The following is a 24029-nucleotide window of genomic DNA, read 5'->3' on the forward strand; positions in this document are numbered from 1 at the left end:
GCCAAGAACGAACAAAGCACATGAATATCACTCTCGACGGAAAACGCACCCTCGTCACCGGAGCCAACTCGGGCATCGGCGAGTCGATCGCAATGGCACTGGCCGAATCTGGAGCCAAGGTCGTCATCAACTACGTTTCGCATCCCGAAGCCGCCAACAACATCGTCGAGCAGATCAAGCAAATCGGCGGTGATGCGATGGCAATCGCTGCCGATGTCTCCGACCCGATCGAAGTGGCTGCCATGTTCGAGCGAATTGATCAAGCCTGGGGCGGCATCGACATCCTGGTCAACAACGCAGGCATCGACGGCGTTAGCGCAATGACCTGGGAATCAGACATTGACCAATGGCAGAAAGTCGTCCAGATCAATCTGTTCGGTGCGTACCATTGCGCCCGCGAAGCCCTCCGGCGAATGGTTCCCAATCAATCCGGCGTGATTGTAAACATGACTTCGGTTCACGAAGAGATCGCATGGTCGGGCTACAGTGCTTACACCGCCAGCAAAGCAGCACTCGCCATGTTGACCAAGACGATGGCTCAGGAAGCCGCACCACACAGCATTCGCGTCCTCTCCGTCGGTCCCGGGGCCATCCAAACGCCTATCAATCAATCGGTTTGGAGCGATCCCGACAGCATGAAAGACTTGCTGGAAAAAATTCCGCTCAACCGAATCGGTCAAACCGAAGATGTCGCGAAGATGGTCGTGGTGTTGGTATCTCACATCGCATCGTATGTTACCGGTCGAACCATCTTCATCGACGGCGGGATGACCGACTATCCCAACTTTTCCCATGGGGGCTAGTTTACCGCCTCCTGAAAGTCGTATCCTGCGGACTTGTGCTCCTTTTCGCTGTCGGTTTGCTGATCACCCCGATCGGCCACCTGCCGAACATCGATTTCTTGTCAACACGGACGAGTCGTGAGTTTGCCAGCAACCAGTCGCGAACCGTCAGGACGTGATTCGTCCGACGAGAGTACCGGAATTCGATCAGGCAATCAAAGGCAACTCTGGTCAGACGGGCATTGGCGGCGATCACTCTCCTGGGCGGTCGCTGTGATCATCGCCTATCTGCTTCGTGATTTCCTCTTGATCGGTGTTCATCGTTCGAGCGACCACTTTGGCGAGGGGATTTGGCTGAACTGGCGAAGCCGGATTCCTCAACCTCCCTCGGTTTACGATTCGATTTACTCAAGACTGTCGCTGATAGGTGGGATGCTGCCTACGCAAATGGCGAAGCAAACTTCATTCAGCAAGTGCGGGAAACGACCAAATCACTTACCAGTAGCGATCCGACGACGGCGGAAGCGATTGGGCAGCTGGATTTCAAACTGTAGATGCGACATCGATCGTTCAGCTGCAGAACAGTGGGCAGTCCATTGGGTAAAATGCGAACCGCTCGAAGGCAAACAGAATTCCCTATTCACCCACATAGTTATTCAGGACAGGTTAAATGCTTACGAATATCAAGAACCTTTTAAATAACACCTTCCTTGACAAAGGACTTGAACTTGCCGTTGCCATTGTTGCGGTATTGTTGGCCGCTATGGTCGCCAGACGGTTCTTGTTGCGCGATGTAAAAGAGCCCGAAGACCGACGGCGGATTCGCAAGGCAATTTCGCTGACGACGTTCTTTTTAATCGTTGCCTCGGTAGCAATCATCTTCAGCAGCAACCTAGGCAGTCTTGGCGTCAGCCTGGGAGTTGCTAGTGCCGGGATTGCTTTCGCATTGCAGGCTGTGATTGCGAACGCCGCGGCATGGATGGCGAACTCGACGGGAGCCTACTACAAGATTGGCGATCGGATTCAAATGGGCGGCGTGACAGGCGATGTGATTGGCACCAATGTGATGGTCACAACGGTCATGGAGATCGGCGGTTGGGTGAAAGCCGATCAATACAACGGGCGTGTCGTTCGCATTTCTAACAGCAACATCTTTACTTCGCCTGTTTACAACTACACCGCAGACTTTGCTGTGCTATGGGATGAAATCACCATCCCAATCAAATATGGCGGCGATCGAAAACTGGTCGTCGAAATTCTGGAACGTGTCGCAACAGAAGTCACGGCAGAGGCCATCGAGCAGGCGCAAAAAGAATGGACACAACTGGTAGACAAGTTTGATGTCGAAGACGCTCGGGTTGAACCACTCGTCACACTGATCGCTAACGACAACTGGCTTGAGTACAACCTGCGCTATGTGACAAGCTACCATCAACGTCGAATCACAAAAAGCATCCTTTTTAACCGGCTGATGGATGAATTTGACAAGGTGCCTGAAAAATTCTCGATCGCCTCATCGACCTACGACATCGTTTCATTCCCACCAGTGAACGTTAATCTGACCCATGAAAACAACAAACGTTCCTAGGAGGCCACAGCAACCAAAGAAGAGACAATCCAATGGAACATCTCAAACCGCTCTTGAAAGACGCGACTTTCGACCCCAACACTTGGTTCGGGGCGATCGCTTACGGTATTGTATTCTTCCTCTTGGCTTGGGCGACCGTTCGAGCGTTGAATTTCGTGCTTGGGCGCAGACGAGAACGCCTTGTGGGAACGACAAGTCACGGCGATGTCTCGTTTCTCTATCAACTTGGTCGCAGCACGATTTATCTCGTTGCACTTGTTCTTTACGCACATTTCATCCCTGCGTTTCGCTCGATCGGAACGGCGCTGCTGGCCGGCGTTAGCGTGGCGTCGATCGTCATTGGGCTCGCCGCACAGACCACGTTAAGTAATCTGATCGCCGGCGTTGTGCTAATCATTTACCGGCCGTTTGAGCTGGAGGATCGAATCCAGCTTTCGGCACCGACGGGAATCGAAACAGCATATGTGAAAGACATCACGCTCGGCTACACCGTCTTAGAGACCGCTGACAATCGAAGGATCGTCGTTCCCAATTCACTAATCGCGAGTCAAATCACAATCAATCTGACTCGGACGGAGAAGCGAACGCAGGTTGCATTGCCATTCCACCTCGACGCCGAAGCCTCAGTCGAATCGGCTCGGGAGGTTCTGCTGGACGTTACCAAAACACACCCGAAAGTCGTGGAAGTCTCAAGTTGCTTGGCAACTCAAGTCGATGGTGCGGGAGTGACTTTGACACTTAAAGTGCTTTGCGATTCGTCTGCCGATGCTGCTAGAGTGCAAAGCGACGTCATCGAGCAGACGACAAGGAAGTTTCGTGAACAGAATATTTCGCTTGCGATGCCGAGTTCATTTACCAAATCATAAACGCCCTCGTAGCCAAGCTTTGACGACTTCGGCTAACCCTATCATTGAAATGCAATCATGAGTTCACAACACATTCATCCGGAATTGCATCGTAGCGACCGAATTGGCTGGCTGCGCGCTGCGGTATTGGGCGCGAACGACGGCATCCTGTCGGTCGCCAGCATTGTTGTCGGCGTAGCGTCGGCAAGTACCGATCACAAAACCATTCTGCTATCGGGTGTGGCAGGGATGACGGCGGGCGCCATGTCGATGGCGGCAGGCGAATACGTTTCCGTCAGTTCGCAGGCAGATACGGAAGCGGCGGATCGACGACGCGAGGAAGAGGAACTACGGACGACCCCGGAAAGCGAACTCGACGAATTGACCCAAATCTATGTTCAGCGTGGTTTGGACGAACCGCTGGCAAAACAGGTCGCTATACAACTGACCGACAAAGATGCCCTCACGACACATCTTCGCGATGAACTGGGGATCACCGAAGAGCTGGCGGCACGACCACTGCAAGCGGCCATGGCCTCTGCTGCCTCCTTCGCCGTGGGAGCGGCGCTCCCGCTGGTGATTGCCCTGTCGTTCCCAACCAAGTGGACGACGGTTGCTGTCGCGGTGACCACGCTGGCGGGATTGACCGTGCTGGGCGGTTTATCCGCGTCGGCTGGTGGTGCTCCGCCTGCGAAAGCAGCCACGCGAGTCGTGTTTTGGGGCGCGGTGGCCATGGCCGTTACATCGGCCATCGGCTGGGCTTTTGGAGTTTCGGTCGGTTGAGCGATATTGCTGGCCGGCACTTTCAAGGTAAGCGTTCTATCTACCCAGGGTGGCCTTGCTGTCGGGGGGGAACTGCCGGCGGCCAATCGCAGCCCCGTATACTCGGTGGCGGCCGCTTCCCACGTCTCGAGCACGCAGTCCATCGGCGCTGACGCCGGTAACCTACGGCCAAAAAATCCATGATGCTGGCGATAGCCTCGCTCGCTTGCGACAGTCAAATCGGAGTGCTCAAATCGATCGAGTCGCTCTCGCCATTGCCGGGCAAGATGTGGGTCGAGCAATTGCGCCATGGGTTCCTCCAAAAGTGGGAAGAAACCCACCGCGCTACCGCTCCCGTCAACGCGGGACGATAGAACGCTTACTCTGGAAAGCTACAAGAAATGAAAGAGATGATTACAGATGTCGAGAATTCCAGCGGCGCATTGGCACCATGGCCCGGCAATCTGCGCAGCTCGCTTGCAACGATGGACGACCTCGGCAAAATCAAGGACGTGCGCGACAAGGCCGAAGCGGTTCGACAGTATGCCAAGTCTGCCGCACGCGGGTTGGAAATGCAGAACGACGCCGCGGAGGTAAAACTGCGGGCTGAAAGACGAGCAGGAGCCATACTCGCAACCATGCGCATGCGCGGAGGCGACCGAAAATCGAATGCACGCCGAACCGGGGTGACACTTGAAGAGCTAGGGATTTCCCAAAACCAGTCCACTCGATGGCAATTGTTGGCGAAACGCCCGGAACGTGATTTCGAGGCTCATTTACAATTGCAGCGGCAGCGGGGCTGCTAAATTACGTCTTCCGGTGTGAGCCGACTAGCCAAAGAAATGCACTGCCCAAAGAGAAAGGACGATCCTGATGGAGAGGCTTACACTGTGTTAAGCGAATTGAAGCAACATCGCCAACTGCTGGAAGACATTTTGGCGCCTCAGAAGCCGGGCGGCAGGATCGAGTTGTCCGCAAAACAGGCTCGGCACGCAAGGCGGCTGCTTACAGGGATGAAACAGCTATTGTGAGAGATTCAGAAGCGGGTGCCAAAGCCACCTGATGAATCAAGCAATCAGTCTGATTGTTTGAATTGAGGTAGAATGGAGTAACCACCACTAAATCGCCACCGGCCCAACGAGTGAGGGCGGCACACGGTTTCCTGTGTCCACGAACCTCGATGCCATTGCGCGCTATTGGCTTGCCGGCTTGCCCAAGCCGGTCAACCTGGGCCTTCAGCCTCTGCAGCAGATTGATCGCCCGCGTCATTGATCGTCCGCGTCTGACGCTTGCGTCTGCGATTCACGTACCACGCTAAGATCACCGCACCCACGATCAGCCCAAGGAAGAGCAGCCAACGCTCTCCGTGCTTGAACCAAACCAAAGCGTGTTCCATTTGGGTGCCAAACAAGTAAACAAGCACGCCCCAGACACCGACCCACAGAACGGCTCCGATTGTGTTGAACAGGAGAAAACGATGCCACGGGTAACCGACGGAGCCTGCGGCGATTCCATTGAGCTGTCGCAGCACTTCGACGAACCGCGCGATGACAATAATCGCTCCGCCGCGACGCCGGAACGTGTCCTCGACTCGTGTCAGTTTTTCGTCGGTAATGCCGACGTTTGGACCAAACCGCACCAACAATTTGCGACCGCCGAAGCGACCGATGGCATAACCGAGATTGTCTCCAACGATGCATGCCGCAAGCGCGACAGGGATAACCAGAAAGACGCTCATGCTGCCTTGCGAGGCCGCCAGCGCACCGCCGATCAGCATCGTTTCGCCGGGCAATGGCATCCCCAGGTTTTCCAGCAGGAGCGCCGCGAAGATGCCCGTGTATCCGTATTGCTCAAGAAAGGGCTTCGCCAGTGCCATGAAGTGGTGAAAGGAGACGCTCATCGGGTGCCCTTCCCTGACGTCTCCCTGATACGCTGACACCCACTCTGGGTGGCATCCAGTAGCGGCTCGCGATCGGTACGCATGACGCGAACAGGCATACCGGCCAACAGCGCTCGCAAACGCTGCGGGGTCCCAACTGATCCAAACACAGCAACCGCGAGAATCAACTTTCAACTCCTGATGGGTTTCGATGAATGATGTTGGATAGTCTAGCATCACTTAACATTCGCACATGCCTCCAATCCAACCGTGCCTGGTGATTTGACCGGACGATCCAAACAGTCATTGGTAATGTATTGCAATCGATCGGGCTGAATTCCGTTTTCAAAAATTTCTCTCGGCGTTCCTGATTCAACTCAAAAACCTTTGCTCTCAAAACAGGACTATTTCCAATGGATCTCGCTCACTTGCACTTGCTACTGAATCACTTTCCCATCATCGGCACGCTTTTTGGCGTCGGATTTCTTGCTTACGGAGTGATCCGTAGCGACGACAGGATCGCCAATGCGGGAAAGGTGGTGTTGGTCTTGATGGCCCTGATGACGATCCCTGCCTATTTCACTGGCGAACCCGCCGAGAAGGTGATAAGGGCCTTCCGGGGATCAGCAAAGATGACATCCACGCCCACGAATCCGCAGCCGAGTCGGCATTCATTGCGATGTTGGTTCTGGGCGGGCTTGCGTTTGTTGCCATGCTGAAGAAATTTCGCGAGAATCGAAAATTCTCGATTGCCCTGCTGGTCGGTTCCGTGATTGTCTTCGCGCTGATGGCTCGTGTCGGAAATTTGGGTGGACGGATTCAACACGAGGAGATCAAGGGATTGGAGCAGGAAGCACAAAGGGCCGGGGCAAATCCAAAGACGAAATGAGCGATCGAATTTCACCCGACGTCGCAAACTGAATATCGATCCAGCATGGCAAGAATAGCCCGACATCTTCGCTGTAACTTCCTGTGGTTGGTCGCCAAGCCAGACATCGACTACCTCATTCAGGTACTCGTTGTTTCCGTCTCGCTCTGTTTGTTTACGTTCTCCGCCGGACATCTATTGGCAAAATTGTTCCGATTGGACCATTCCAGCCGTGTCGCATTGCTCTATGGACTGGCATGTGGAATACGAGTGCTGGGTTGGTGTTAGTGGCGATGATGCTTGAGGTCTTCCCCCACGTCCTCCTGCCGATTTCCGCCGGGATTCGCAATGTATTGAAGGTCGGGGTGGATGCGAAGCCATTTGTTGACTTGTTCCTCACAAGACCTCGTCACGTGTTTTCAGAGCTGTGAAAATGGGTAAATTGTTCATCCGGCACGGCCCATTTGCTAGTGAGGAAAATCCACGATGAAATCGAAACTTACCTGTGTGCTCGTCGCATTGATGCCCTTGGGCTGCTTTATCGGCTGCCAGCAGAATGCCGCGAACAATACACCAACCGCTTTCTCTTCCGGCGACGTTGCGGAAGCGAGTCCGCAACAGGCGGCGACCAAGCAAGAGTCCGATTCATCCGGTGCAGACAGCAAAGAGGTCGCAGATGAGCGCGACTTGGATCGAGCCAGTTGGGAACCGACTAAGGGTGAGCGTTCCGAGGACGGGCTGATGACGTATCGCAGCCACAAGGGCGTGCTGCGTGTCGATTTGACCGCCAAACAGACCACCGTCAAATTTGGCGATACGCAGTATCAGGGCACCCCGTTCAACGGAGACTATGCCGGGCCGTTGCTGCGTGTCCGTCGAGGCGATACGATCCACGTCCGATTGAACAACCAGCTTCGAAGTTCGACCAACTTGCACTTTCATGGACTCGGCGTCTCGCCTCTTCCGCCCGCCGATGATGTTCTGATGGAGATCGCTTCCGGTGAGCAATATGAGTACGTCTTGCAAATTCCGATCACCGAAGAATCAGGACTGTTCTGGATGCATTCGCACGATCATGGTCGTTCACAGCGGCAAGTCATGAATGGCCTTAGCGGCACCCTGATTATCGAAGGCCAGCTCGACCCGTTCCCGCAACTGAAAGGCATCAAGGAACGTGTGCTGGTCTTGAAAGACACGATCCCCGGCAAGGATGGTCGGCTGCCGCGAGATTTCAGTCTCTCTGATCCCATCATCCGCACGGTCAACGGTCAGGTGAATCCGACACTGGAAATTCGCCCGAACGAAGTCCAGTTCTGGCGCGTCGCCAATCAAAGCGCCAACCTGTATTACAAGCTTGCATTGGAAGGACACGAGCTGCACGTGCTGGCGCGTGATGGAATGCGTACGACAAAACTGTTGCCAACCAACGAATACCTGATTCCTCCGGCTTCGCGAGTGGAGTTTCTGGTGGTCGGCGGCAAGGCTGGAACGTACAAGTTCGCGACGGCGGACATGGACACCGGGCCGGACGGCGATCAGTACAAGGGTGCCACCATTGCGACGATGGTTTGCAAAGGCGATACGGTTGATCCCATCAAGCTGCCGACGCCCGATCAGTTTCCGGCTATCGACGAGATCGCGACTCAGAAGGTCGACCACACACGCGAAGTGGTTTTTACCGAAAACAACAAGGCGCACGAGTTTTACGTTGACGGAAAAATGTTCGATCCCAAACGCGTTGACACTCGTATTCCGCTAGGCAGCGTCGAAGAATGGACGATCACGAACAACACGAAAGAACTACACGTTTTTCACATCCATCAAGGTGACTTTCTGGTCACCAAGATCAACGGTGAGGCGCAGGAAGCAAACGGACTCCGCGACACGGTCAGCGTGCCCACCGGTGGCAGCCTGACGTTGAAAATGGATTTTACCGAACCCTTCATTTGTGGTCGCTTCGTCTATCACTGCCACCTGATGGAGCACGAAGACGCCGGCATGGTCGCGGTCGCCGAAGTCTACGACCCCACGTTTCCGAAGGATAATTACGACGATTTCTACAGCTATGTGCCACATTTGCCGACTCTGGAAATCAAGAAACTGGCCGGCCCGTTCGAGTTGCGAGATCAGTCCAACCGCGCGGTCAGCCAACAAGACCTATCCGGCAACTACTCGCTGGTCACGTTTGGCTACACGACTTGCACGGGCAGCTGCACCACGGCAGTACCGAACATGGTGCGAGCAACAAATAAACTGAAAGAGTCTGGATTGGAAATCACACCGTATCTGGTCAGTGTCGATCCGCAGCGTGATTCGGTGGCCGCGATGGAAGATTACGCGAAACGCTTTGACGGGCTGGTCGCGTTGACCGGTTCAGCCGCGCAGGTCGAACAGGCCGCGATTGCGTTTGGCGTGCTGTACCGTCCTCGCCCGCTACCCGATCGCGACACCTACTCGGTGCTTCATTCCCCGGACATCTTCTTGCTCGACCCCGATGGCAACTTCGTCGCCTCGTTCCGTGACAACGTCGCCTCCGAAAAGATCACCCAGCGAGTTCGCCTCATCATGGAGGGCGCAAAGGTGGCGATGAAGTAATGTACTTACGGATTCGATCCATTGAGCTAGATCAGCGAACGCAGACGATACCCGCCCGTACGCATGGGCGCGCTGTGGGCAATCATCAAGGAAACGCCTGCCCACACATTGCAACTCCGGAGGGAGGCAAACTTCCGGATGCGGGATAAGGCGTTGGGACGTTTTTGCAACATGCCCAAGTAGAACGCTCTAGCGATTGCAATCCCCTGTTAGGGACCTATGCATCGTGATGACGGTGACGCTCGACCGATTCGGCGTCACAGGTTTTCAAAACGGCCTGTGCTTCCTCTAGACGATCCGTCTCGCCGGTGACGATGATCAACGCCGCACCATCAAGGAGTCGTTGCCTGAAATGCTAGGCAACTTTGGCGTGCTCATCTGCATGCACTATTTCACATAACGCGGCACTTGTTAGGGCTCCTCCGGCAAACATGGCCAGCGGTGTCGATAGCGGCACAACGAGCACCCTGGTCATTCGTAGCGACCCGATGGCGATCGGACTGGAGATGGATGCGGCTATCAAACCAGCAAGTCCGGCAGCGTCAGCAAGGCCGCCCATTGAATGTGCTTCTTCATCATCGACCAATGATTTGCCGGTACGAGCGGAATTTAGCCGCGATGAATCGAAGAATTGCGGCTCAAGATTTAGCGGTTTTGCGCGGAAGCCCTCGGGCATCCCCGTCAGCAAAACTGCGAGGCCGCACGGCTTCGCCCTGCCACTAACAAGTAAGGGTTGCTGGGCTGTGCTGGTTCAAAGTCTTGGCGGGTTCGGTTACCGCTGTTAGATGTCCCGCGACTCGGCAATGTTCTGGGTTGGACTTCAGCGAACCGGCTGATTTTGACGACAAAAAGGGGGGCTACTTTCTTGGAGACTCCCACTTCAGTGCGTTTTCCTGTTTTCTCGCTGCTTTTCGTTCTGCTGTGCTGCGGGTGTTCCGTTTCGCACCGCCGGGTGAATTGGTGTGCGCCGTCGGTGGAATCGGCGTTGGCGTCCGTAGGCGATGCCTCGCAGACGCTCATCGACGCGCTGCTCTCTGCTCGAAGACTTGAGCAAGCCGATGAACCAGCATGCGTGGAAGCGTATTTCCACGTTGCCACTGAAACGCTCCCGAATTCACCAATTCACAAGGTCGCCGTCGCCAAACTGGTGGAAACCGCGGGCCGCTTTGGTCGAATCGACATGGAGGTCGGTATCCATCTGGCGTCCGGTAGAGCGGCAAGCGTTCTTCGATTTCAGACCAACGGATTTGAATGGTCGAATGATGAGTTCCGCGAGTTTATCCCGGTTGGAAAATACTGCGCCGAAGGCCTAGCATGCCATAACGCAACGGATGGTCCTGGGACGGCCTTTGTCGTGCTCGGCGAAGATCGTCGTTCTAAACCGTTGCTGCTCGAATGTGAGCCGTTTGCAGCCACCGCGATGTTGATTCAGACTGAAGGAAGTTACGAGCTTCATTGGTACGCACCCAAAGTTGCCGCTCAACAAGGATTGGCCTACGACCGCACTGCGCCGATTGCCTTCGGGATGATTGGGACAGAGAAGGTGGCGTTGGAAGACTATCGGTTCCCAAGTGAGCCGTCCGCAGGCCCGACGTTGTTCATGGGGCAACCGTATCAACGAGGCAAAACGCCTGTCATTTTCGTGCATGGACTGGCATCCGACGCCAGCACTTGGGCAGGCACGATCAACGAACTCCGACAGTGCGAAGACCTCAACGATCGGTTTCAGTTTTGGTTTTTTGAGTATCCGTCAGGGTTGTCGGTGCTCGGAAACGCCGCTGCACTGCGACAACAAATCAAGTGTTTGATTCACCGAATCGATCCGAAGGGGACCGATCCAGCACTTCAGCGAATGATCATTGTCGGTCACAGTGCGGGTGGACTGATCGCCAAGGCTCAGTGTTGCGCGAGCGGAAATCGACTTTGGGATGCAGCGTTCAAACAATCACTAGCCGATTTGAAACTAGCGCCCGAGGTTGAGAGTGATTTGAAACGGGATTTTTATTTTGAGCCATCGTCTCGAATCGACCAAGTCATCTACATTGCGACGCCCCATCGCGGTTCGGTGATTTCCTATCACTTGCCTGCTCGATTGGCAACGCATTTGGTTCAGACACCGCAACTGATTCGTTCGGAGCATCGTGACTTGCTACGAAACAATCCTCATTCGGTTCGCTGGCAACTTCGACACCGTATGCCCACGTGCGTGGATTTATTGAAGCCAAACAGTCAAATTTTGCAGGCACTCGACGCGTGTCCGATTGCTGGCAACGTTCGCGTCGATTCGATCATCGGTTTTGGGCACTCGCATCATCCATGGCAAGACTCCGATGGCGTGGTTGCGGTCAGCAGTGCGACCGACAAGCGGTCGACGACGGAAACGTTCATCAACGCAAAGCACACCAAAATCAAGTCCGATCCGGCAACGATCAATCAATTGATTCGATTGCTCAGCGAGCGTTGCCCGTAGCCGAACTCGCCAAGAGATTGGATGCTCAATATTCCTAGCGGCGGGGCGCAAGCCCCATGGCATTTCACGCACGGTTTTAGTGTGCGAGGGAGGTCGGCTTGCGCCGTGCCACTAACGAGTGGGGGCTGTTGGGGGTGTGCTGGCCCAAAGTCTGGCGACTTCGGCTATAACAAAAGCATGCTACCAATCACACTCTCTCTCCTACCGACACTCGTTTGGGTTCTGCTCTGGCTTTGGATTCGGCCCAGGTCGCTACCGATTCAATGGTTGGTTGCCGGAATGATTGCTGGAGCACTGGTATGCGCCCCCGTGTACGTCGCAGAAACCCTCGTCGATCAAATCGCGCCGACGGATCGTTGGTCACGCGATTTCGTTCAGCAAGTCGCGGGCGCCGCTTGCTGTGAAGAGTTTCTGAAGTTGGTCGCCGTGGGAGGACTGCTTCGGTGGTCCGGTGAGCCAAGTTCGCTGCGAGGCACCCTTGCGATTGCCGCGTCTGTTGGGATTGGATTCATGACACTGGAGAACGTTGTCGCGGTGTCAAACGCTGCTTCGGCAGATTCAACGGCGATCGGCCGGCAAGTTTCGATCCTGGCAGGACATCCCAGCTACCAAGTCATCATGGGATTCTGCTTGGCTCGTTGGCAGGCATCACGACAGACGGCCTGGATCATCGCGGCGGTCGCTGTGCCGGTCGTGCTGCACGGCTGGGGGGATTTCTCCGAAGCCGTTTTTCAGGACGAACCCAACCCAGGCTCGCGGGAGGACACGATTGTGTTTCAATCCTGGATCATGTCCGTGTTTGTGACCGCGATGACCGCGATGGCGTGCCTGAAGCTGTCTCGCAAACACGAAGCTTTAGCGTAATTACAAAGAAGAGAGCTCATGCTCGGGTTTCCCGACAGCCGATGGGAAACTGCAGCGGTTGTGCCGATTCGATGGCTGTGCCGATTCGATTGGCTACCTTCGTTTTGTGCCCAAGATCATCGATGGTGAAATGATCCGCCTGTCGGTCGAACCCAAGGCTAGCGAGATCAATCGGGCGACCACATTGATGCAATCAATCTTCCATTGCAGCTTCGATCGCTCCGCAAGCGATGCGTTTTCCGGCATTGCCGGACGGCTGCGTTTTGAAATCGTCTGGGTCTGCATGGATGATCACACTCCGTCCTAGGATCGACGATTCGCCGTTCAACCGAATCAATTTGTCTTTGCGTTGATACTTTGCGACGCCTTCTCTATCGGCGACAAGGTTGCCAAGGTCGCCGGCGTGACGCCGGGAATCGTCGGGGCCGCCGTGCGGCATCGCGTTCGGGTTGAAATGACCACCGGCGCGTGCTCCATCGGCATCATGGCATTCACCGAACTCGTGAATGTGGAATCCGTGTTCGCCAGGTGTCAGACCGGTGACTTCGGCAGCGATGAGCACATAGCCATCCTTCTGAGCGAATGTGACTGCGCCTTCGACACCGCTATCACCGAGCGGCCTGACCACGCACAACGCACTGGTAACTGCGGGTGAGGGATTGACGGCGGTCGCATCTGTTTCATTGTGATGCTGGCGGTAATAAGTGACACTGGGTATGATCGGGGAAAGGGCATAGAGGGCGAGAAAGTAGGGGAATGCTTTTTCCATTTTGACGATTCCTTGCAGCTCAACTCACCGACGTCTGGAGGGTTCGTGTGGTGACTCGTGGCTGAATGGTGGGTGCGACCAAATCCTGGCGACTTCCGCTACGATTAGATCATTAGTTGGGGGTGCTTCCATCAGCCAACGCATCGACATGGTGGAATGCAAATCGTTGCAGGCTGTCCGGACCCGTTGTTTTCAGGACCGCTTGTGCCTCGTCCAATCGTGGCGGCGTACTGGTCACGATCACGAGGATCGCTCCGTCGTTGATCCGGTCCTCGTAGTGGGCAGCCGAATGGGCATTGATGGGGAAATGATTTGCCATTGCGAACACCCCACGCGTATCGTCGCCATCGGAACTGGTGTACTTGCGATGAGTGAGATGCTCCGATTCCGCAAACACGCCGCCAGCCGCCGAACCCGTCGCGAGGGCCGCAAGCGGACCAGCAACCATGACCGGCCCCATGATGGAGCTGATTCCGATCGGAATACCTACGATCGAAGCCACGATGGCACCAATTGCCATTGAGCCTCCGACACCGAGCTCATCGGTCTCTTCATGGCGTTCGACCTTTCGCAGGGCTTCGGTATGGCCACGCCAAGCAACAGAAATCGCGTCGGGGTGGAAGTCCGATTTACGGAGGACTTCCAGCCCAATTTTCATGGTGTCGCGGTTCGCGTATTCCGCGACGAGACAAGCAGCGTGCATTTTGTTTCTCTTCTATGTTGAAGTGTTTGGTTGCCGAACTCGCCAGAGTTTGGATTGGTTTGGTTCGTGGCGCAGGCCCAACGTCTGGCGACTGCGGTTACGTGTGATGGTCATTCAAGCTGGCCTTAGATCAACACCCAAACCGCAATCCCGGCCAGGCAGAGCAATAGGACGACCAGATACGAAAGACCCACAAGCCCGATGGCGAACCCCGGCGTGCGGTCTTCCATGGACATGCTTTCGCCTTTGCCACGTTCGCTCAGCGGGACATCGGAATCACTTTCATCGACGACTTTCATTTTTGACATTGGAATCTCGTTATTGACAAGGGGAGGAGAACGATTGGTTTCATCCGATTCGCGGGTCTTGGTTATAAAAACGTTTCATGACTTGAAACAACTCGGGCCATTGCTTTGCAAGTAATCCCGACGCTTCAAAAAACACTTCGGTCGTCACGGCAAAGAATTCAGCCTTGCTTACCGTTGCGTATTCGTCGATGAGATCAGTGCGGCCGGATTCGTAAATCTTGCACAGTTGGTCGTAGGCTGCGTCCGTCACGCTGACCCACTCGTCAGCTTGTTCGTTAGTCTCAATCGGCGGAATCCCATCGGCATCGCGGCCGTTGCGGAAGTCGAGTTGATGGGCAAATTCGTGAAGGATGACGTTGTGCGGACGGCGTGACGATTGAACATGAGATTGGATATCATCCCAAGCTAAGATGACCGGACCGTGATACCAGGATTCTCCGATGCGTTGCGAATGGCCTTCCATTACGACACCGCTGCCGATGTGCTGCCGATGGGGAGCTTCGTAAGCACTCGGATACACGAGGATGGAATCGACATCGCCGAGGTAGTCCTCGCTGAACCCGAGAGTCAGCCGCATGGCGTGGGCGGCGATCGTGGCTTGATGTTCTTCCCGAAGCGAAAAGCCGCCGCAGCCTTCCCAGGTGTGAGAATCAGTGAAGCATAACATTGCATGGTCGAGCAACGTGCGGCGCGCCGGATCAAGACGCGATCGGAACAGTGCGTTGCGTTCGAGGACTGCGTTCCATGATTCGGGAAACGGCCGAGCGACCAGGCGCCGCCGTTGGAAGGGTTCAAATAGGCTGCACATGGTGATGTTCCCTGGACAATCTTGCGAACGAATTCTTAGCGGAAGAATCCCTTTTCGCGCGGCGGGGGTCGAGGAACCCGCCAGGCCATGGGCTAGGTGGTGTTCAATCCAAACTCTGGGAAACTCGGCTACCAGACTCTCTGAAGCACGGCCCGTGCCAATCCCAAAATCAACAGCAAATCGCGGTTCGCCAGGCAAAAGTGACTAATCCCTGATCGCCCCGAGCAAAAAGTGCTCGCCCAACGGGGAGCCTAAATAAAAGTTCCGTCGTAGCCGCAATCGCCAAACCTTGCTTGTGCCATCCAATTACTGGCGAGATCGGCTACGGGCAGTCAGTATTAGCCGAAGTCGCCAGAGTCTGGATCGCATCACGCACAGCGACCCAAATCACCGGAACACGGTGCTTGGCTTCCAAATCGACGGCCTTGCTGGCTTCTAGGATCGCATCGGCTTGATGACCCGACTGCATCAGAGCAACGGCTCTTCGCGCGGCTGACTCCGCCTTTTTTGCGTCGCTTTCGACGATGGCAAGAAAAGCGGCTGCCTCGTCCCAAGCGGCTGATTCACTGCCGGATGTGGCACTTGCCAAAATCTGCGCATGGCTCGAACGCATCCCCTGCAAATTCAGTTTCTGCGGTCCCATCGCGGTCCGCCAATTGCAACCGGTCCATCGCCCCGACGCCTCGTCCAGGAGCGATTGCAACATTTCGATAGAGATTGGCGGAATGGTCAGGATGGTCACCGAGGTGGCAAGAACGAAGTCGTTTCCAAACCTAACGGTAGGGCACGAGCCCTCCGGAAATTCATCGCGATTCCGTGGAAGCCCGGACGGCTTGCACCGTTCCGCTAGGAAGGCGATGGCGAAACAAACTTCTGCACATCGCATACCAACACGAAACTCACCTTAGTACAATCACATTGATGACAATCTCTAGACGAACCTACTGGCTGCCCATTGCGATTGCGTCGGCGTTTCTCGCAGTCGCGGTGTTCGCGGTCGTTTCGTATCTGAACACTGTGCGAATCCGACAAAATGAGCAACGGGTTCAGCGGTCCTTTGCGATCCGTGAAGCGACGCGGGAACTACTCTCTGCCATGAAGGACGCCGAGACTTCCCAGCGTGGCTATCTGCTCACCGGCGATGTTGCGTTTCTGAAACATTATGACACCGGCGTCGAGGACGCCCAGCAGCGCTTCGCACAATTGCGAACGCTCGAAGCGGGCGACGAAAAATTGATCGCCCAATTGAACACGTTCCGCGATGCTTTCGATCGTCAACAAGATCACTTTCAAGAAACCATTGCGATGCGAATGAAAGCACCGAAAGCTGCGATTAGCGAAGACATCTTGTCGTTGGTCAAGTCGGGGCGTGGCAAGCAAGCGATGGATATCGCAAGACAAACGTCGCGAGTGATCGTCTCTCGTGAAACTGAACGCCTGAAAGAAGCCGAATCCACCAACCAATATCTCGCACGGGTTTCCCGAAGCACGATCACAGTCGGCAACACGATCGCACTCGCCCTGATTTTTGCCACGGCGTTCGCGGCGTACGTTGACCGCAAACGACGCGATGCCGCAGAAGCTGGTTTGTTGTCAAAACAAACCGAACTGGAGGCTGTCGTCGACTCGGCCTACGAGGGCATCATTACCCGTGATGCAAACTTCACCATTCGCCTCATCAATCCAGCCGCCGCAAGCATGTTAGGAGTAGACGCTGAGCAGACGGTTGGCAGGTCGTTATTGGATTTTGTGCCTGACGACCGGCGCGGATTCGTTGGCTCACGAGCCGAGCAAAATAGTGAGTCCGAAGCAAACCTGTACGAGTACGATTGCGAACGGATGCGACGGGCCGATGGCACCGAGTTCGCCGTCTCGGGTAACTCAGTCCGCACCGAGTTGCCAACCGGGATTTTGGTCACGGTTAAGTTTCGTGACATGAGCGACTTTCAAGACAGCCAAGCGAAACAGCGAGAATACGCCGCGATCTTGGAACAAATCAGTGACGCGGTGTTGGTATGTGATTTGGAGGGCCGAGTGCGGTCGTGCAACAATTCCGCCGAAACCCTGTTCGCCCAATCCGAAGGCGAGCTTGTCGGGCAGTTGGCTGAGAAGCTGTTGGGCGTCGATTCAGAAGTGTGGGAAATCAATCGCGACCACCTATTTGAAAACGGATTGGTCACGACACAGCGTGTCTGGCTTTCACCCGACGGCAAGGAATTTGTTCTGGACCAGAGACGTTCCCTGATCCGAGATGACGGTGGCCAACCGATCGGAAAGCTCTTGTTTCTCATTGACATCACTCAGCGCGTTCGCGAAGAAGCTCAACAGCGACGTACTCAGCGATTAGAAAGCATCGGAACACTGGCCGGTGGCATCGCGCATGATTTGAACAACGTGCTGACCCCGATCGTGATGAGCGCCAAATTGCTCCGGCGCGGCAGCAAGACTCCCGAACGATTGGTCGACAACATTATCACAAGCGCCGATCGTGGCGGAAAGATGATCGCCAAACTGCTCGCCTTTGCCGGTGGTGACCGCGAAGTAAAAGCTCAGATCGACCTGCGGGAAACGCTGTCCGAGGTCGAAGAAATCCTGTCTCACACATTGCAGCATACGATTGACCTGAAGGTCAACGTGCCAGCGAAGTTGCACAAGATCGACGGCGATAGCACCGAACTGATTCAAGTCATCATGAACCTCGCCATTAACGCTCGCGATGCGATGCCACATGGTGGCACGTTGGAGATTTGCGTCGAGAATTTCAATGTTGACAGGTCGCGTGCCGCCCACAGCGACATCCTCAACGAAGGGCCGCACGTCTTACTGACCGTGGCCGACAACGGAGATGGAATTCCGAAAGACGTGATCGACCGCATCTTTGATCCATTTTTTACGACGAAAGTACAAGGCAAAGGGACGGGGCTAGGGTTGGCAACGACACGGGGGATCGTTCGTTCCTATGATGGTGACGTGACCGTCTACAGTGAACCGGGAATCGGGACCAAGTTTTCGATCTATCTTCCTTCATCAAAACTTGCCGAAAAAATCGCGGAGATGGATGACGAACCGGAAGCCCTCTCGGGCAATGGCGAGATGGTTCTGATCGTCGACGATGAATCGCTGATCTTGGAAACGGCTCGCGAGACGCTGGAACTGGCAGGCTACCAAACGATCATCGCCAGCAGCGGCACCGACGCCGTTGTGGTCTATCAATCGCAGGGCGATTCGATTGACATCATCCTGCTGGACATGATGATGCCAGGGCTGGACGGATCCGAGACCCGCGAGGCAATCCGCGGCATGAACCCTAACGCTCGTGTCATCGCCAGCAGCGGCTTACGTCGCCCAGGCCAAGCAGGCGGCAAGATGGAAGACTTCGACGGATTCCTCGCCAAGCCCTACACAGACGCACAATTGTTGGGAATCGTGCGAAGCGTGTTGGATTTAGAACCAAAGGGATCGACTGTGTAACCGAAGTCGCCAGCGATCCTACACAGCTTTGACGACTTCGATTTCGCGATCATGGACCCAGCCGCGGTGGCCGTCGGTGGTGCAGATTTGTGCCCACACCCCTCGATGAGTCAATACCTCGACTCGGTGCCCCTGCGCGGCGTCAACGGAAACGACCTCATCGAATTGCTCGCCATCGCCGGCGTGTAGGCTCATGTGATCGACAAGGACCACGGCGTTCCACGGCATCTGTGGATTGGATTGGGTCAAGGCGAACGAGCCGAGTGATATCAGTAGCAACGCAAAAGGTACCGCCGCCCACTTCCAGACAGGAAACGACTGATGAACCACTCGCACGATCAGTAAGCCCCAGAAAAAGATTGACGAAAGACCCAGCGTCCAGGTGATTACACTTGCTCCAACTAGGGCCGTCACTCTGTTGTTCAGTGCCCGCACGGATGTCGCTGAATTCGTCAGGGCCTGAACGCCGACGACCTTTTCGTTGGCGAATGCTAGGTTGTTGGTCGCATGCGCATTTCCCGAATCCAAACAGATTGCCTTCTCGTAGTTCGCAATCGCATGACCGAGTTTTCCAGCCTGAAGATAAGCATTGCCCAGATTCGTAAATAGATCGGCGTTTTTAATGCCGCTGTCGACAAGCAGCTGATACTTGCTGGTTGCCGTTGCCAGCAACTCCTTTGCCTCCGCAGAATCGGTTTGCGCCGCTGAAACACCTTGGTTGTAAGCCTGACTTGCCTCTTCGAGCAAGGACTCTTGTTGGGGCTGTGAAAGCGTCAGCGGCTCCGAGGCCGATGCACCTCCAACAGACATGACCACTGCGGTGGCAATCACCAATCCAAGTGAACGATGAAGTGCAACTTTGGCGACACTACGTTTGCGAGTTTTGATTCTCGTCTTCTTGTTTGCCAGCGCCGTATCGATTGTCTCAACCATCGCCGTCGCCTTTATTGCCCAATCCTCCAGAGATTGGGCATCACCAGTCGTGCATTTTGCGAGGAAGGATTCGGCTTCGTTGGCGACGTCATAGATTCCAGCAACCCTCAAGACGCCAACCGCATTGATTGATAGAGTTTGCGCATCATCGCTACGCGAATGCCAACTTGTGCGAGTTCGGCCGCGACGCAACATGAATAGTGCGATCGCTTGGGCAATCTCTTCACCACTCTTCGCACGTTTGATCGCGGCAAGACATCGGGCCTTGGGCGATCGGAAACTGAGTATGCGGCCGACAATTAGATCGCGGTATTTGGCTATCACAACACCGATCCAAACCATTGGCGGCAGAATCACGAATCCCCACCACCAGTTCGATTCGCCTCGCGGCGTATGTGACATCAACACGTTTTTGCCGCCTTGATTGGTGAAGTCGGGCAGGTTTGCGTTCGCCAACGGCCCAGCGGAACCAGGGGTAGCATTGCGAGCATTGCCAACGATGGCGTCCAGTGCCAAAGTCTCTGACTTATTGACCGTGACCGCGATCGGATCACTCGTCACGGTTTGAAACGTTTCCGTTTCTGGATCAAAGAAACTGAACCGGATCGGGGGGATTTCAGTGATGCCCTCATGTCGTGGTCGAATCGACGTTGAAAACACTTTCGTATCGTCTTTGACAAATCCGGCCAACGATTCATCGGCGACTTTGAAATTTTTCGTCAAATCGGATTGCTCGTACAACGGCGGCGCTTGCACCAATTCCATTGGACCGGTTCCCGCGATACCGATGTTCAGCGTGATTGGGTCACCAGCGTCGACGGTCGTTGGAGTGGCTTGCGTGACGATTCGATACCGCCCGACTGCACCGCGATAGTTGGCGGGACGTCCTTCCGACGGCACCGGGCGCACTTCGGTGGCATCCACACTGACTTCGCCGACGATCGGACGCGACGCGACCACCGCCATTCGATTGCCAAACGACGAACCAAAGAAGTCATCGTTCATCATACGAGACTTCATTGAATTCCCGCCGAACATGTCGTCTCCGAACATGCTGCCGAAGGGAGATCGCGACCTGCCCAGTGCGGTTGGGTAGTCGACGACGATCTGTACATCACTCGCGTCGATCTTCCCAGCACGTTTGGGATAAACAGTGGCATTGATTTCATACAGGTAGTAGACGCGCTGACCACTGTTGCCGTCATCCCGCAATACTTCTTGACCACCGGGGCGTTGATTGTTCGCGGCCATCTCTTTCATGCGAGCCGTGAAGCCGCCCCACGAGGTTGAGTCAGAAATCATGTTCCACATCTCGCCTTCGCTAAGCGTTTGCCCGGTCTTGACGTCACGAAACGGTTTGATCCAAATCTTCAGTTTCAAATCGATCGGCTGACCGACGAACACATTCTCTTTTCCACCTGCGATTTCGACAAACATCAAGTCGCCCGTATCGCTTTTCGTTGCAACGAACCGCATCGCGTTAGTGGTCACCGTTTTTCCGTCGACGTTTAAGCTCATCGACGGGACCGTGAATGTGCCTTCGCGGCGAGGCGTGATGAGATACTGCATCGTCACGCTGCGACTGTCGCGACGCCGACCATTGATGATCGTGATTTGCGAACTCTGCGACGGCGACCCAGCCGAACGCACGTCACACCCGTCAATCGCTGGCAGTGCCGGTTGCTCATAGTCGGTGGCGTCCGAAACGGTGACCTGTAAGGTCACTGGCGACCCGACGTATGCTTCGCGGGTTGATAGGCGAGCATCGATGTTGGCTGCGGAAACGGACGCGGTCAGCAGTGCGGCCAGAGTGATGGTGGTGATGAAGTTTTTCATATTCTTAGTCTCGGATAAATTCCAATTGCATACTCACACGGCGATGGTGAAGTGTTGATTACCAGTCTTTGTCGGTAGGGACGTGCATGCTCCGTTCGATTTGCTCCTGACGAAGTCGTCGCAGCATATCGCGATCACGGACGGCTTGCAGCATTTTGAGTGCTTCCTCTTTGGACATCATTCCTTGCTCTACGTTCGGGTCGGATACCGCAACACTGCCGTCCGGATTTTCCTTGGCTTTTTGTTCCGATGCCGCTTTCAACTCGCCCTCGGGAACTGCTTGATTGTTTGCTTCGACTTGCTGTTCTCGTTCCGCGGCCGAATTCGCCTGGTTTTGATCTTCTTGACCGGTTCTTTGCTGTTCGGATCGTTGCTGGTCGTGTGGTTGCGTTGCCTCCTGACTCGATTGATCGTCGGACTTGCTTTGCTGCTCGCCAGACTGCTGCGGTTTGTCTTCCAGTTTTTCCCCTTGGTCGTCACCGGACGATTGGTCTTCGGAAGACTGTTGTTGGTCCTGCTCTTTTTGACCTTGCTGAGACTGCGAGTCATTGGATTCCGAACTCTGATCTTGTTTTTGGTCTTGCTGGGACTCGCCATCCTGGGACTGCGAGTCTTGGTTTTGCTGATCTTGATTCTTGTCTTGCGACTGGGATTCTTGGTTTTGTGAGTCTTGCGATTGATCTTGGTTCTGTTGTTGATCTTGCTGCTGTTGTTGATCTTGCTGCTGCTGTTGTTGATCTTGCTGCTGCTGTTGTTGATCTTGCTGCTGCTGTTGTTGATCTTGCTGCTGCTGTTGATCTTGCTTCTCCTGCTCTTGCTGCAGCTTCTTCAGCAATTCACCTGCCAATTCGATGTTGGCGCGAGCGTCGACGCGGTCAGAGTTGCCAACCAACGAGCCTCGATAGTCGTCGATCGCCTGATGCAAGGCGTCGATCGCGGCTGTCTTGTCCTTGTCAGCCGCAGCAATGGCGTCGGCATAGAAACAATTCCCGAGGTTGTATCGGGCAGCGGACGCGAGCTTTGGATCTACCGACGTCGACGCTTCGGTGAACTTCGCCTTGGCGGACTCGATGTCGCCGTTTCGATACTGAGCCACGGCGATATTGTAGTCCAGTTCGTCTTTGACTTCGCCGCTTGGTGTCACGCTTCGATAGCCGTCCAGTGCTTCATCGAACTTACCTTCGCGAACGAGCGAGTTGGCGGTGTTGATCTCGGTGGCGGTGTCAGCCATCGCGGGTACAGTGACTGCACATGCGAGCAAAGCGATAGGAAGTCGTCTGGCATTCATGGTCGAAAATCTCTTGTTAGCGGAACGGCACGAGCCGTCCGGCCTCGGGTGTTAGGCGTTATCGTCGTGTGTGGTGCCGGAGGGTTTGCGTCCTACCGCTAAGTTGACTAGGCGGCTGCCTTCCTTTTTGACTCCAAAGTTTTGGCGACTCCGGCTACGGTGGCAATCGTGGCACGTCGAACTCGTCGCGTTGCCAATAACACTTCGAGCAACAACAGTGCCAAAGCGGGTATGGCGAACCACTGATACCTTGCAATGTACGTATTGATCTTTGCTGTCTCGAATTCGCCTTGTTCTACGTTGGCGACATAGCCGTGGTAGACGTCGGACATGTTGACCCGGCGTGTCCCGGCGGGGATATATGCCCCGTTGGTTTTCTCCGCAATCTGCTGTAACACCGCACCGTTCATCTTCGACCAAACTTGCTGCCCCTTGTATTGCACGTAGCCACCGCGACCGTCTTCGGATTCAGGCACGCGAGCACCTTGATCCATGTCGCCAAGCCCGACCGTGAAGATGCGAATGCCTTGGTCTGCGTACAACTTCTCGGCCACACCGACGGGGTCACTCTCCTGGTCTTCGCCATCAGTAAAGATCACGATTGCTTTGTGTTCGTTTGTTTTGCTCAAAAATCCGTTGGCCGCCGCAGTGATCGCATCGCCCAAACGCGAACCGCCACTACGCACGGTATGCGGTCCGACCGAATCGAGCGTTTGTCTGAAATCTTCGTAGTGGCTAGTCAGCGGAACGGATTGACGGGTGTCACCGGCAAACGACACTAGCCCAACTCGGTCGCCCGCCATTTCATCGACCATGTCTTTGATCTGTTGTTTCGCCCGCGCCAACCGGTTTGGCGACGCGTCCTCGGCAAGCATCGAACGGGAAACGTCGAGAACAAACATGACTTCGATGCCCTTTTGCGGAACTTCACGCCATGTCTTTCCCCAGCGGATGTCGGTCAAGGCGACTGCGATCAACGCCAAACTCGCCGTGACCAAAATCGCCGATGTCCAATGTCGTGCCGACGCACCAGTGGGAAGCAAACGGCGTCGTTGCCCTTCGGTGGCAAATTGGCTCGCGGTTCGGCGTCGAGCGATCGCCGCCCACGCGACGAGACCAATTCCAACCGCGACAAACGCGAGCAGGTAAATACTGGACGGGTTTCCAAATTGCAAATCGTTCATTTCGGTTTCCTTGGTAACCGAACTCGTCTGAGTTCAGAGGTATGTCGTAGCCGAACTCGCCAGAGTTTGGAGGTTG

At 55.1% G+C, this 24029-nt stretch carries 22 protein-coding genes; 11 read left to right on the forward strand and 11 right to left on the reverse strand.

What is annotated here, in order from left to right; translation table 11 throughout:
• Window positions 1-20 precede the first annotated feature (20 nt).
• The 5 genes from TBK1r_RS23170 to TBK1r_RS23190 all read left to right on the forward strand — a co-directional run bounded on the left by TBK1r_RS23170 (window position 21) and on the right by TBK1r_RS23190 (window position 4783).
• Complete coding sequence (locus TBK1r_RS23170; protein ID WP_145216098.1) at window positions 21-803, forward strand: glucose 1-dehydrogenase; 783 nt, start codon at window positions 21-23, stop codon at window positions 801-803.
• A gap of 649 nt (window positions 804-1452) precedes the next feature.
• Window positions 1453-2370: a mechanosensitive ion channel family protein gene (locus TBK1r_RS23175; RefSeq protein WP_145216101.1), complete on the forward strand. Its 918-nt coding sequence runs from the start codon at window positions 1453-1455 to the stop codon at window positions 2368-2370.
• A gap of 32 nt (window positions 2371-2402) precedes the next feature.
• Window positions 2403-3236 carry a mechanosensitive ion channel family protein gene (locus tag TBK1r_RS23180; protein WP_145216104.1) on the forward strand — a complete coding sequence of 278 codons (834 nt, stop codon included), beginning with the start codon at window positions 2403-2405 and terminating at the stop codon, window positions 3234-3236.
• 57 nt (window positions 3237-3293) lie between these two features.
• Complete coding sequence (locus TBK1r_RS23185; protein ID WP_145216107.1) at window positions 3294-3998, forward strand: VIT1/CCC1 transporter family protein; 705 nt, start codon at window positions 3294-3296, stop codon at window positions 3996-3998.
• A 380-nt stretch (window positions 3999-4378) separates the two neighbouring features.
• On the forward strand, window positions 4379-4783 hold the full coding sequence (locus TBK1r_RS23190) for a hypothetical protein (protein WP_145216110.1): 405 nt from the start codon (window positions 4379-4381) through the stop codon (window positions 4781-4783).
• A gap of 416 nt (window positions 4784-5199) precedes the next feature.
• On the opposite strand, the gene TBK1r_RS23195 is transcribed toward TBK1r_RS23190, so the two are convergent.
• On the reverse strand, window positions 5200-5877 hold the full coding sequence (locus tag TBK1r_RS23195; RefSeq protein WP_419580309.1) for a DedA family protein: 678 nt from the start codon (window positions 5875-5877) through the stop codon (window positions 5200-5202).
• Between the two features lie 658 nt (window positions 5878-6535).
• Between TBK1r_RS23195 and TBK1r_RS23200 the strand changes: the two genes are divergently transcribed.
• Window positions 6536-6745, forward strand: a complete 210-nt coding sequence (locus TBK1r_RS23200; protein ID WP_145216116.1) for a hypothetical protein — start codon at window positions 6536-6538, stop codon at window positions 6743-6745.
• Window positions 6746-6790: 45 nt separating this feature from the next.
• Window positions 6791-7012 (forward strand): hypothetical protein, encoded by a 222-nt coding sequence (locus TBK1r_RS23205; protein ID WP_145216118.1) that lies wholly within the window; start codon window positions 6791-6793, stop codon window positions 7010-7012.
• On the opposite strand, the gene TBK1r_RS23210 is transcribed toward TBK1r_RS23205, so the two are convergent.
• Complete coding sequence (locus TBK1r_RS23210) at window positions 7009-7137, reverse strand: carbohydrate porin (protein ID WP_145216121.1); 129 nt, start codon at window positions 7135-7137, stop codon at window positions 7009-7011. The genes TBK1r_RS23205 and TBK1r_RS23210 overlap by 4 nt on opposite strands.
• A gap of 73 nt (window positions 7138-7210) precedes the next feature.
• Between TBK1r_RS23210 and TBK1r_RS23215 the strand changes: the two genes are divergently transcribed.
• A complete protein-coding gene (locus TBK1r_RS23215; RefSeq protein ID WP_145216124.1) occupies window positions 7211-9319 on the forward strand; it encodes an SCO family protein in 2109 nt (702 codons plus the stop codon).
• Between the two features lie 355 nt (window positions 9320-9674).
• Here the strand turns inward: TBK1r_RS23215 and TBK1r_RS23220 are convergent, their stop codons facing one another.
• Window positions 9675-9995, reverse strand: a complete 321-nt coding sequence (locus tag TBK1r_RS23220) for a hypothetical protein (RefSeq protein WP_145216127.1) — start codon at window positions 9993-9995, stop codon at window positions 9675-9677.
• 309 nt (window positions 9996-10304) lie between these two features.
• Between TBK1r_RS23220 and TBK1r_RS23225 the strand changes: the two genes are divergently transcribed.
• Window positions 10305-11789, forward strand: coding sequence for an esterase/lipase family protein (locus tag TBK1r_RS23225; protein ID WP_145216130.1), 1485 nt, complete (start codon window positions 10305-10307; stop codon window positions 11787-11789).
• Between the two features lie 177 nt (window positions 11790-11966).
• Window positions 11967-12653, forward strand: a complete 687-nt coding sequence (locus TBK1r_RS23230) for a PrsW family glutamic-type intramembrane protease (RefSeq protein WP_419580310.1) — start codon at window positions 11967-11969, stop codon at window positions 12651-12653.
• Between the two features lie 193 nt (window positions 12654-12846).
• Here the strand turns inward: TBK1r_RS23230 and TBK1r_RS23235 are convergent, their stop codons facing one another.
• From TBK1r_RS23235 to TBK1r_RS23255, 5 genes are all read right to left on the reverse strand, one after another.
• Window positions 12847-13422: a superoxide dismutase family protein gene (locus tag TBK1r_RS23235; protein WP_145216135.1), complete on the reverse strand. Its 576-nt coding sequence runs from the start codon at window positions 13420-13422 to the stop codon at window positions 12847-12849.
• 112 nt (window positions 13423-13534) lie between these two features.
• A complete protein-coding gene (locus TBK1r_RS23240; protein ID WP_145216138.1) occupies window positions 13535-14125 on the reverse strand; it encodes a hypothetical protein in 591 nt (196 codons plus the stop codon).
• 125 nt (window positions 14126-14250) lie between these two features.
• Window positions 14251-14433 (reverse strand): hypothetical protein, encoded by a 183-nt coding sequence (locus TBK1r_RS23245; RefSeq protein WP_145216141.1) that lies wholly within the window; start codon window positions 14431-14433, stop codon window positions 14251-14253.
• 40 nt (window positions 14434-14473) lie between these two features.
• On the reverse strand, window positions 14474-15241 hold the full coding sequence (locus tag TBK1r_RS23250) for a M90 family metallopeptidase (RefSeq protein ID WP_145216144.1): 768 nt from the start codon (window positions 15239-15241) through the stop codon (window positions 14474-14476).
• A gap of 322 nt (window positions 15242-15563) precedes the next feature.
• Window positions 15564-15947, reverse strand: a complete 384-nt coding sequence (locus tag TBK1r_RS23255) for a hypothetical protein (RefSeq protein ID WP_145216147.1) — start codon at window positions 15945-15947, stop codon at window positions 15564-15566.
• A 215-nt stretch (window positions 15948-16162) separates the two neighbouring features.
• Between TBK1r_RS23255 and TBK1r_RS23260 the strand changes: the two genes are divergently transcribed.
• Window positions 16163-18712, forward strand: a complete 2550-nt coding sequence (locus tag TBK1r_RS23260; RefSeq protein ID WP_145216150.1) for a CHASE3 domain-containing protein — start codon at window positions 16163-16165, stop codon at window positions 18710-18712.
• An 18-nt stretch (window positions 18713-18730) separates the two neighbouring features.
• Here the strand turns inward: TBK1r_RS23260 and TBK1r_RS23265 are convergent, their stop codons facing one another.
• The 3 genes from TBK1r_RS23265 to TBK1r_RS23275 all read right to left on the reverse strand — a co-directional run bounded on the left by TBK1r_RS23265 (window position 18731) and on the right by TBK1r_RS23275 (window position 23953).
• Window positions 18731-21481, reverse strand: coding sequence for a BatD family protein (locus tag TBK1r_RS23265; protein ID WP_145216153.1), 2751 nt, complete (start codon window positions 21479-21481; stop codon window positions 18731-18733).
• Between the two features lie 58 nt (window positions 21482-21539).
• Complete coding sequence (locus TBK1r_RS23270; protein WP_419580311.1) at window positions 21540-22712, reverse strand: tetratricopeptide repeat protein; 1173 nt, start codon at window positions 22710-22712, stop codon at window positions 21540-21542.
• Window positions 22713-22876: 164 nt separating this feature from the next.
• Complete coding sequence (locus tag TBK1r_RS23275) at window positions 22877-23953, reverse strand: vWA domain-containing protein (protein WP_145216159.1); 1077 nt, start codon at window positions 23951-23953, stop codon at window positions 22877-22879.
• Between the last annotated feature and the right edge of the window lie 76 nt (window positions 23954-24029).

The organism is Stieleria magnilauensis (genome assembly GCA_007753675.1).
Classification (GTDB): Bacteria; Planctomycetota; Planctomycetia; order Pirellulales; family Pirellulaceae; genus Stieleria; species Stieleria magnilauensis.

Excerpts from the sequence above, each read along its gene's own strand:
- TBK1r_RS23170 (WP_145216098.1), top strand. The coding sequence starts at position 21 with ATGAATATCACTCTCGACGGAAAACGCACCCTCGTCACCGGAGCCAAC.
- TBK1r_RS23175 (WP_145216101.1), top strand. The coding sequence starts at position 1,453 with ATGCTTACGAATATCAAGAACCTTTTAAATAACACCTTCCTTGACAAA.
- TBK1r_RS23180 (WP_145216104.1), top strand. The coding sequence starts at position 2,403 with ATGGAACATCTCAAACCGCTCTTGAAAGACGCGACTTTCGACCCCAAC.
- TBK1r_RS23185 (WP_145216107.1), top strand. The coding sequence starts at position 3,294 with ATGAGTTCACAACACATTCATCCGGAATTGCATCGTAGCGACCGAATT.
- TBK1r_RS23190 (WP_145216110.1), top strand. The coding sequence starts at position 4,379 with ATGAAAGAGATGATTACAGATGTCGAGAATTCCAGCGGCGCATTGGCA.
- TBK1r_RS23195 (WP_419580309.1), bottom strand. The coding sequence starts at position 5,877 with ATGAGCGTCTCCTTTCACCACTTCATGGCACTGGCGAAGCCCTTTCTT.
- TBK1r_RS23200 (WP_145216116.1), top strand. The coding sequence starts at position 6,536 with ATGTTGGTTCTGGGCGGGCTTGCGTTTGTTGCCATGCTGAAGAAATTT.
- TBK1r_RS23205 (WP_145216118.1), top strand. The coding sequence starts at position 6,791 with ATGGCAAGAATAGCCCGACATCTTCGCTGTAACTTCCTGTGGTTGGTC.
- TBK1r_RS23215 (WP_145216124.1), top strand. The coding sequence starts at position 7,211 with ATGAAATCGAAACTTACCTGTGTGCTCGTCGCATTGATGCCCTTGGGC.
- TBK1r_RS23220 (WP_145216127.1), bottom strand. The coding sequence starts at position 9,995 with ATGCCCGAGGGCTTCCGCGCAAAACCGCTAAATCTTGAGCCGCAATTC.
- TBK1r_RS23230 (WP_419580310.1), top strand. The coding sequence starts at position 11,967 with ATGCTACCAATCACACTCTCTCTCCTACCGACACTCGTTTGGGTTCTG.
- TBK1r_RS23235 (WP_145216135.1), bottom strand. The coding sequence starts at position 13,422 with ATGGAAAAAGCATTCCCCTACTTTCTCGCCCTCTATGCCCTTTCCCCG.
- TBK1r_RS23240 (WP_145216138.1), bottom strand. The coding sequence starts at position 14,125 with ATGCACGCTGCTTGTCTCGTCGCGGAATACGCGAACCGCGACACCATG.
- TBK1r_RS23245 (WP_145216141.1), bottom strand. The coding sequence starts at position 14,433 with ATGTCAAAAATGAAAGTCGTCGATGAAAGTGATTCCGATGTCCCGCTG.
- TBK1r_RS23250 (WP_145216144.1), bottom strand. The coding sequence starts at position 15,241 with ATGTGCAGCCTATTTGAACCCTTCCAACGGCGGCGCCTGGTCGCTCGG.
- TBK1r_RS23255 (WP_145216147.1), bottom strand. The coding sequence starts at position 15,947 with ATGTTGCAATCGCTCCTGGACGAGGCGTCGGGGCGATGGACCGGTTGC.
- TBK1r_RS23260 (WP_145216150.1), top strand. The coding sequence starts at position 16,163 with ATGACAATCTCTAGACGAACCTACTGGCTGCCCATTGCGATTGCGTCG.
- TBK1r_RS23265 (WP_145216153.1), bottom strand. The coding sequence starts at position 21,481 with ATGAAAAACTTCATCACCACCATCACTCTGGCCGCACTGCTGACCGCG.
- TBK1r_RS23270 (WP_419580311.1), bottom strand. The coding sequence starts at position 22,712 with ATGGCTGACACCGCCACCGAGATCAACACCGCCAACTCGCTCGTTCGC.
- TBK1r_RS23275 (WP_145216159.1), bottom strand. The coding sequence starts at position 23,953 with ATGAACGATTTGCAATTTGGAAACCCGTCCAGTATTTACCTGCTCGCG.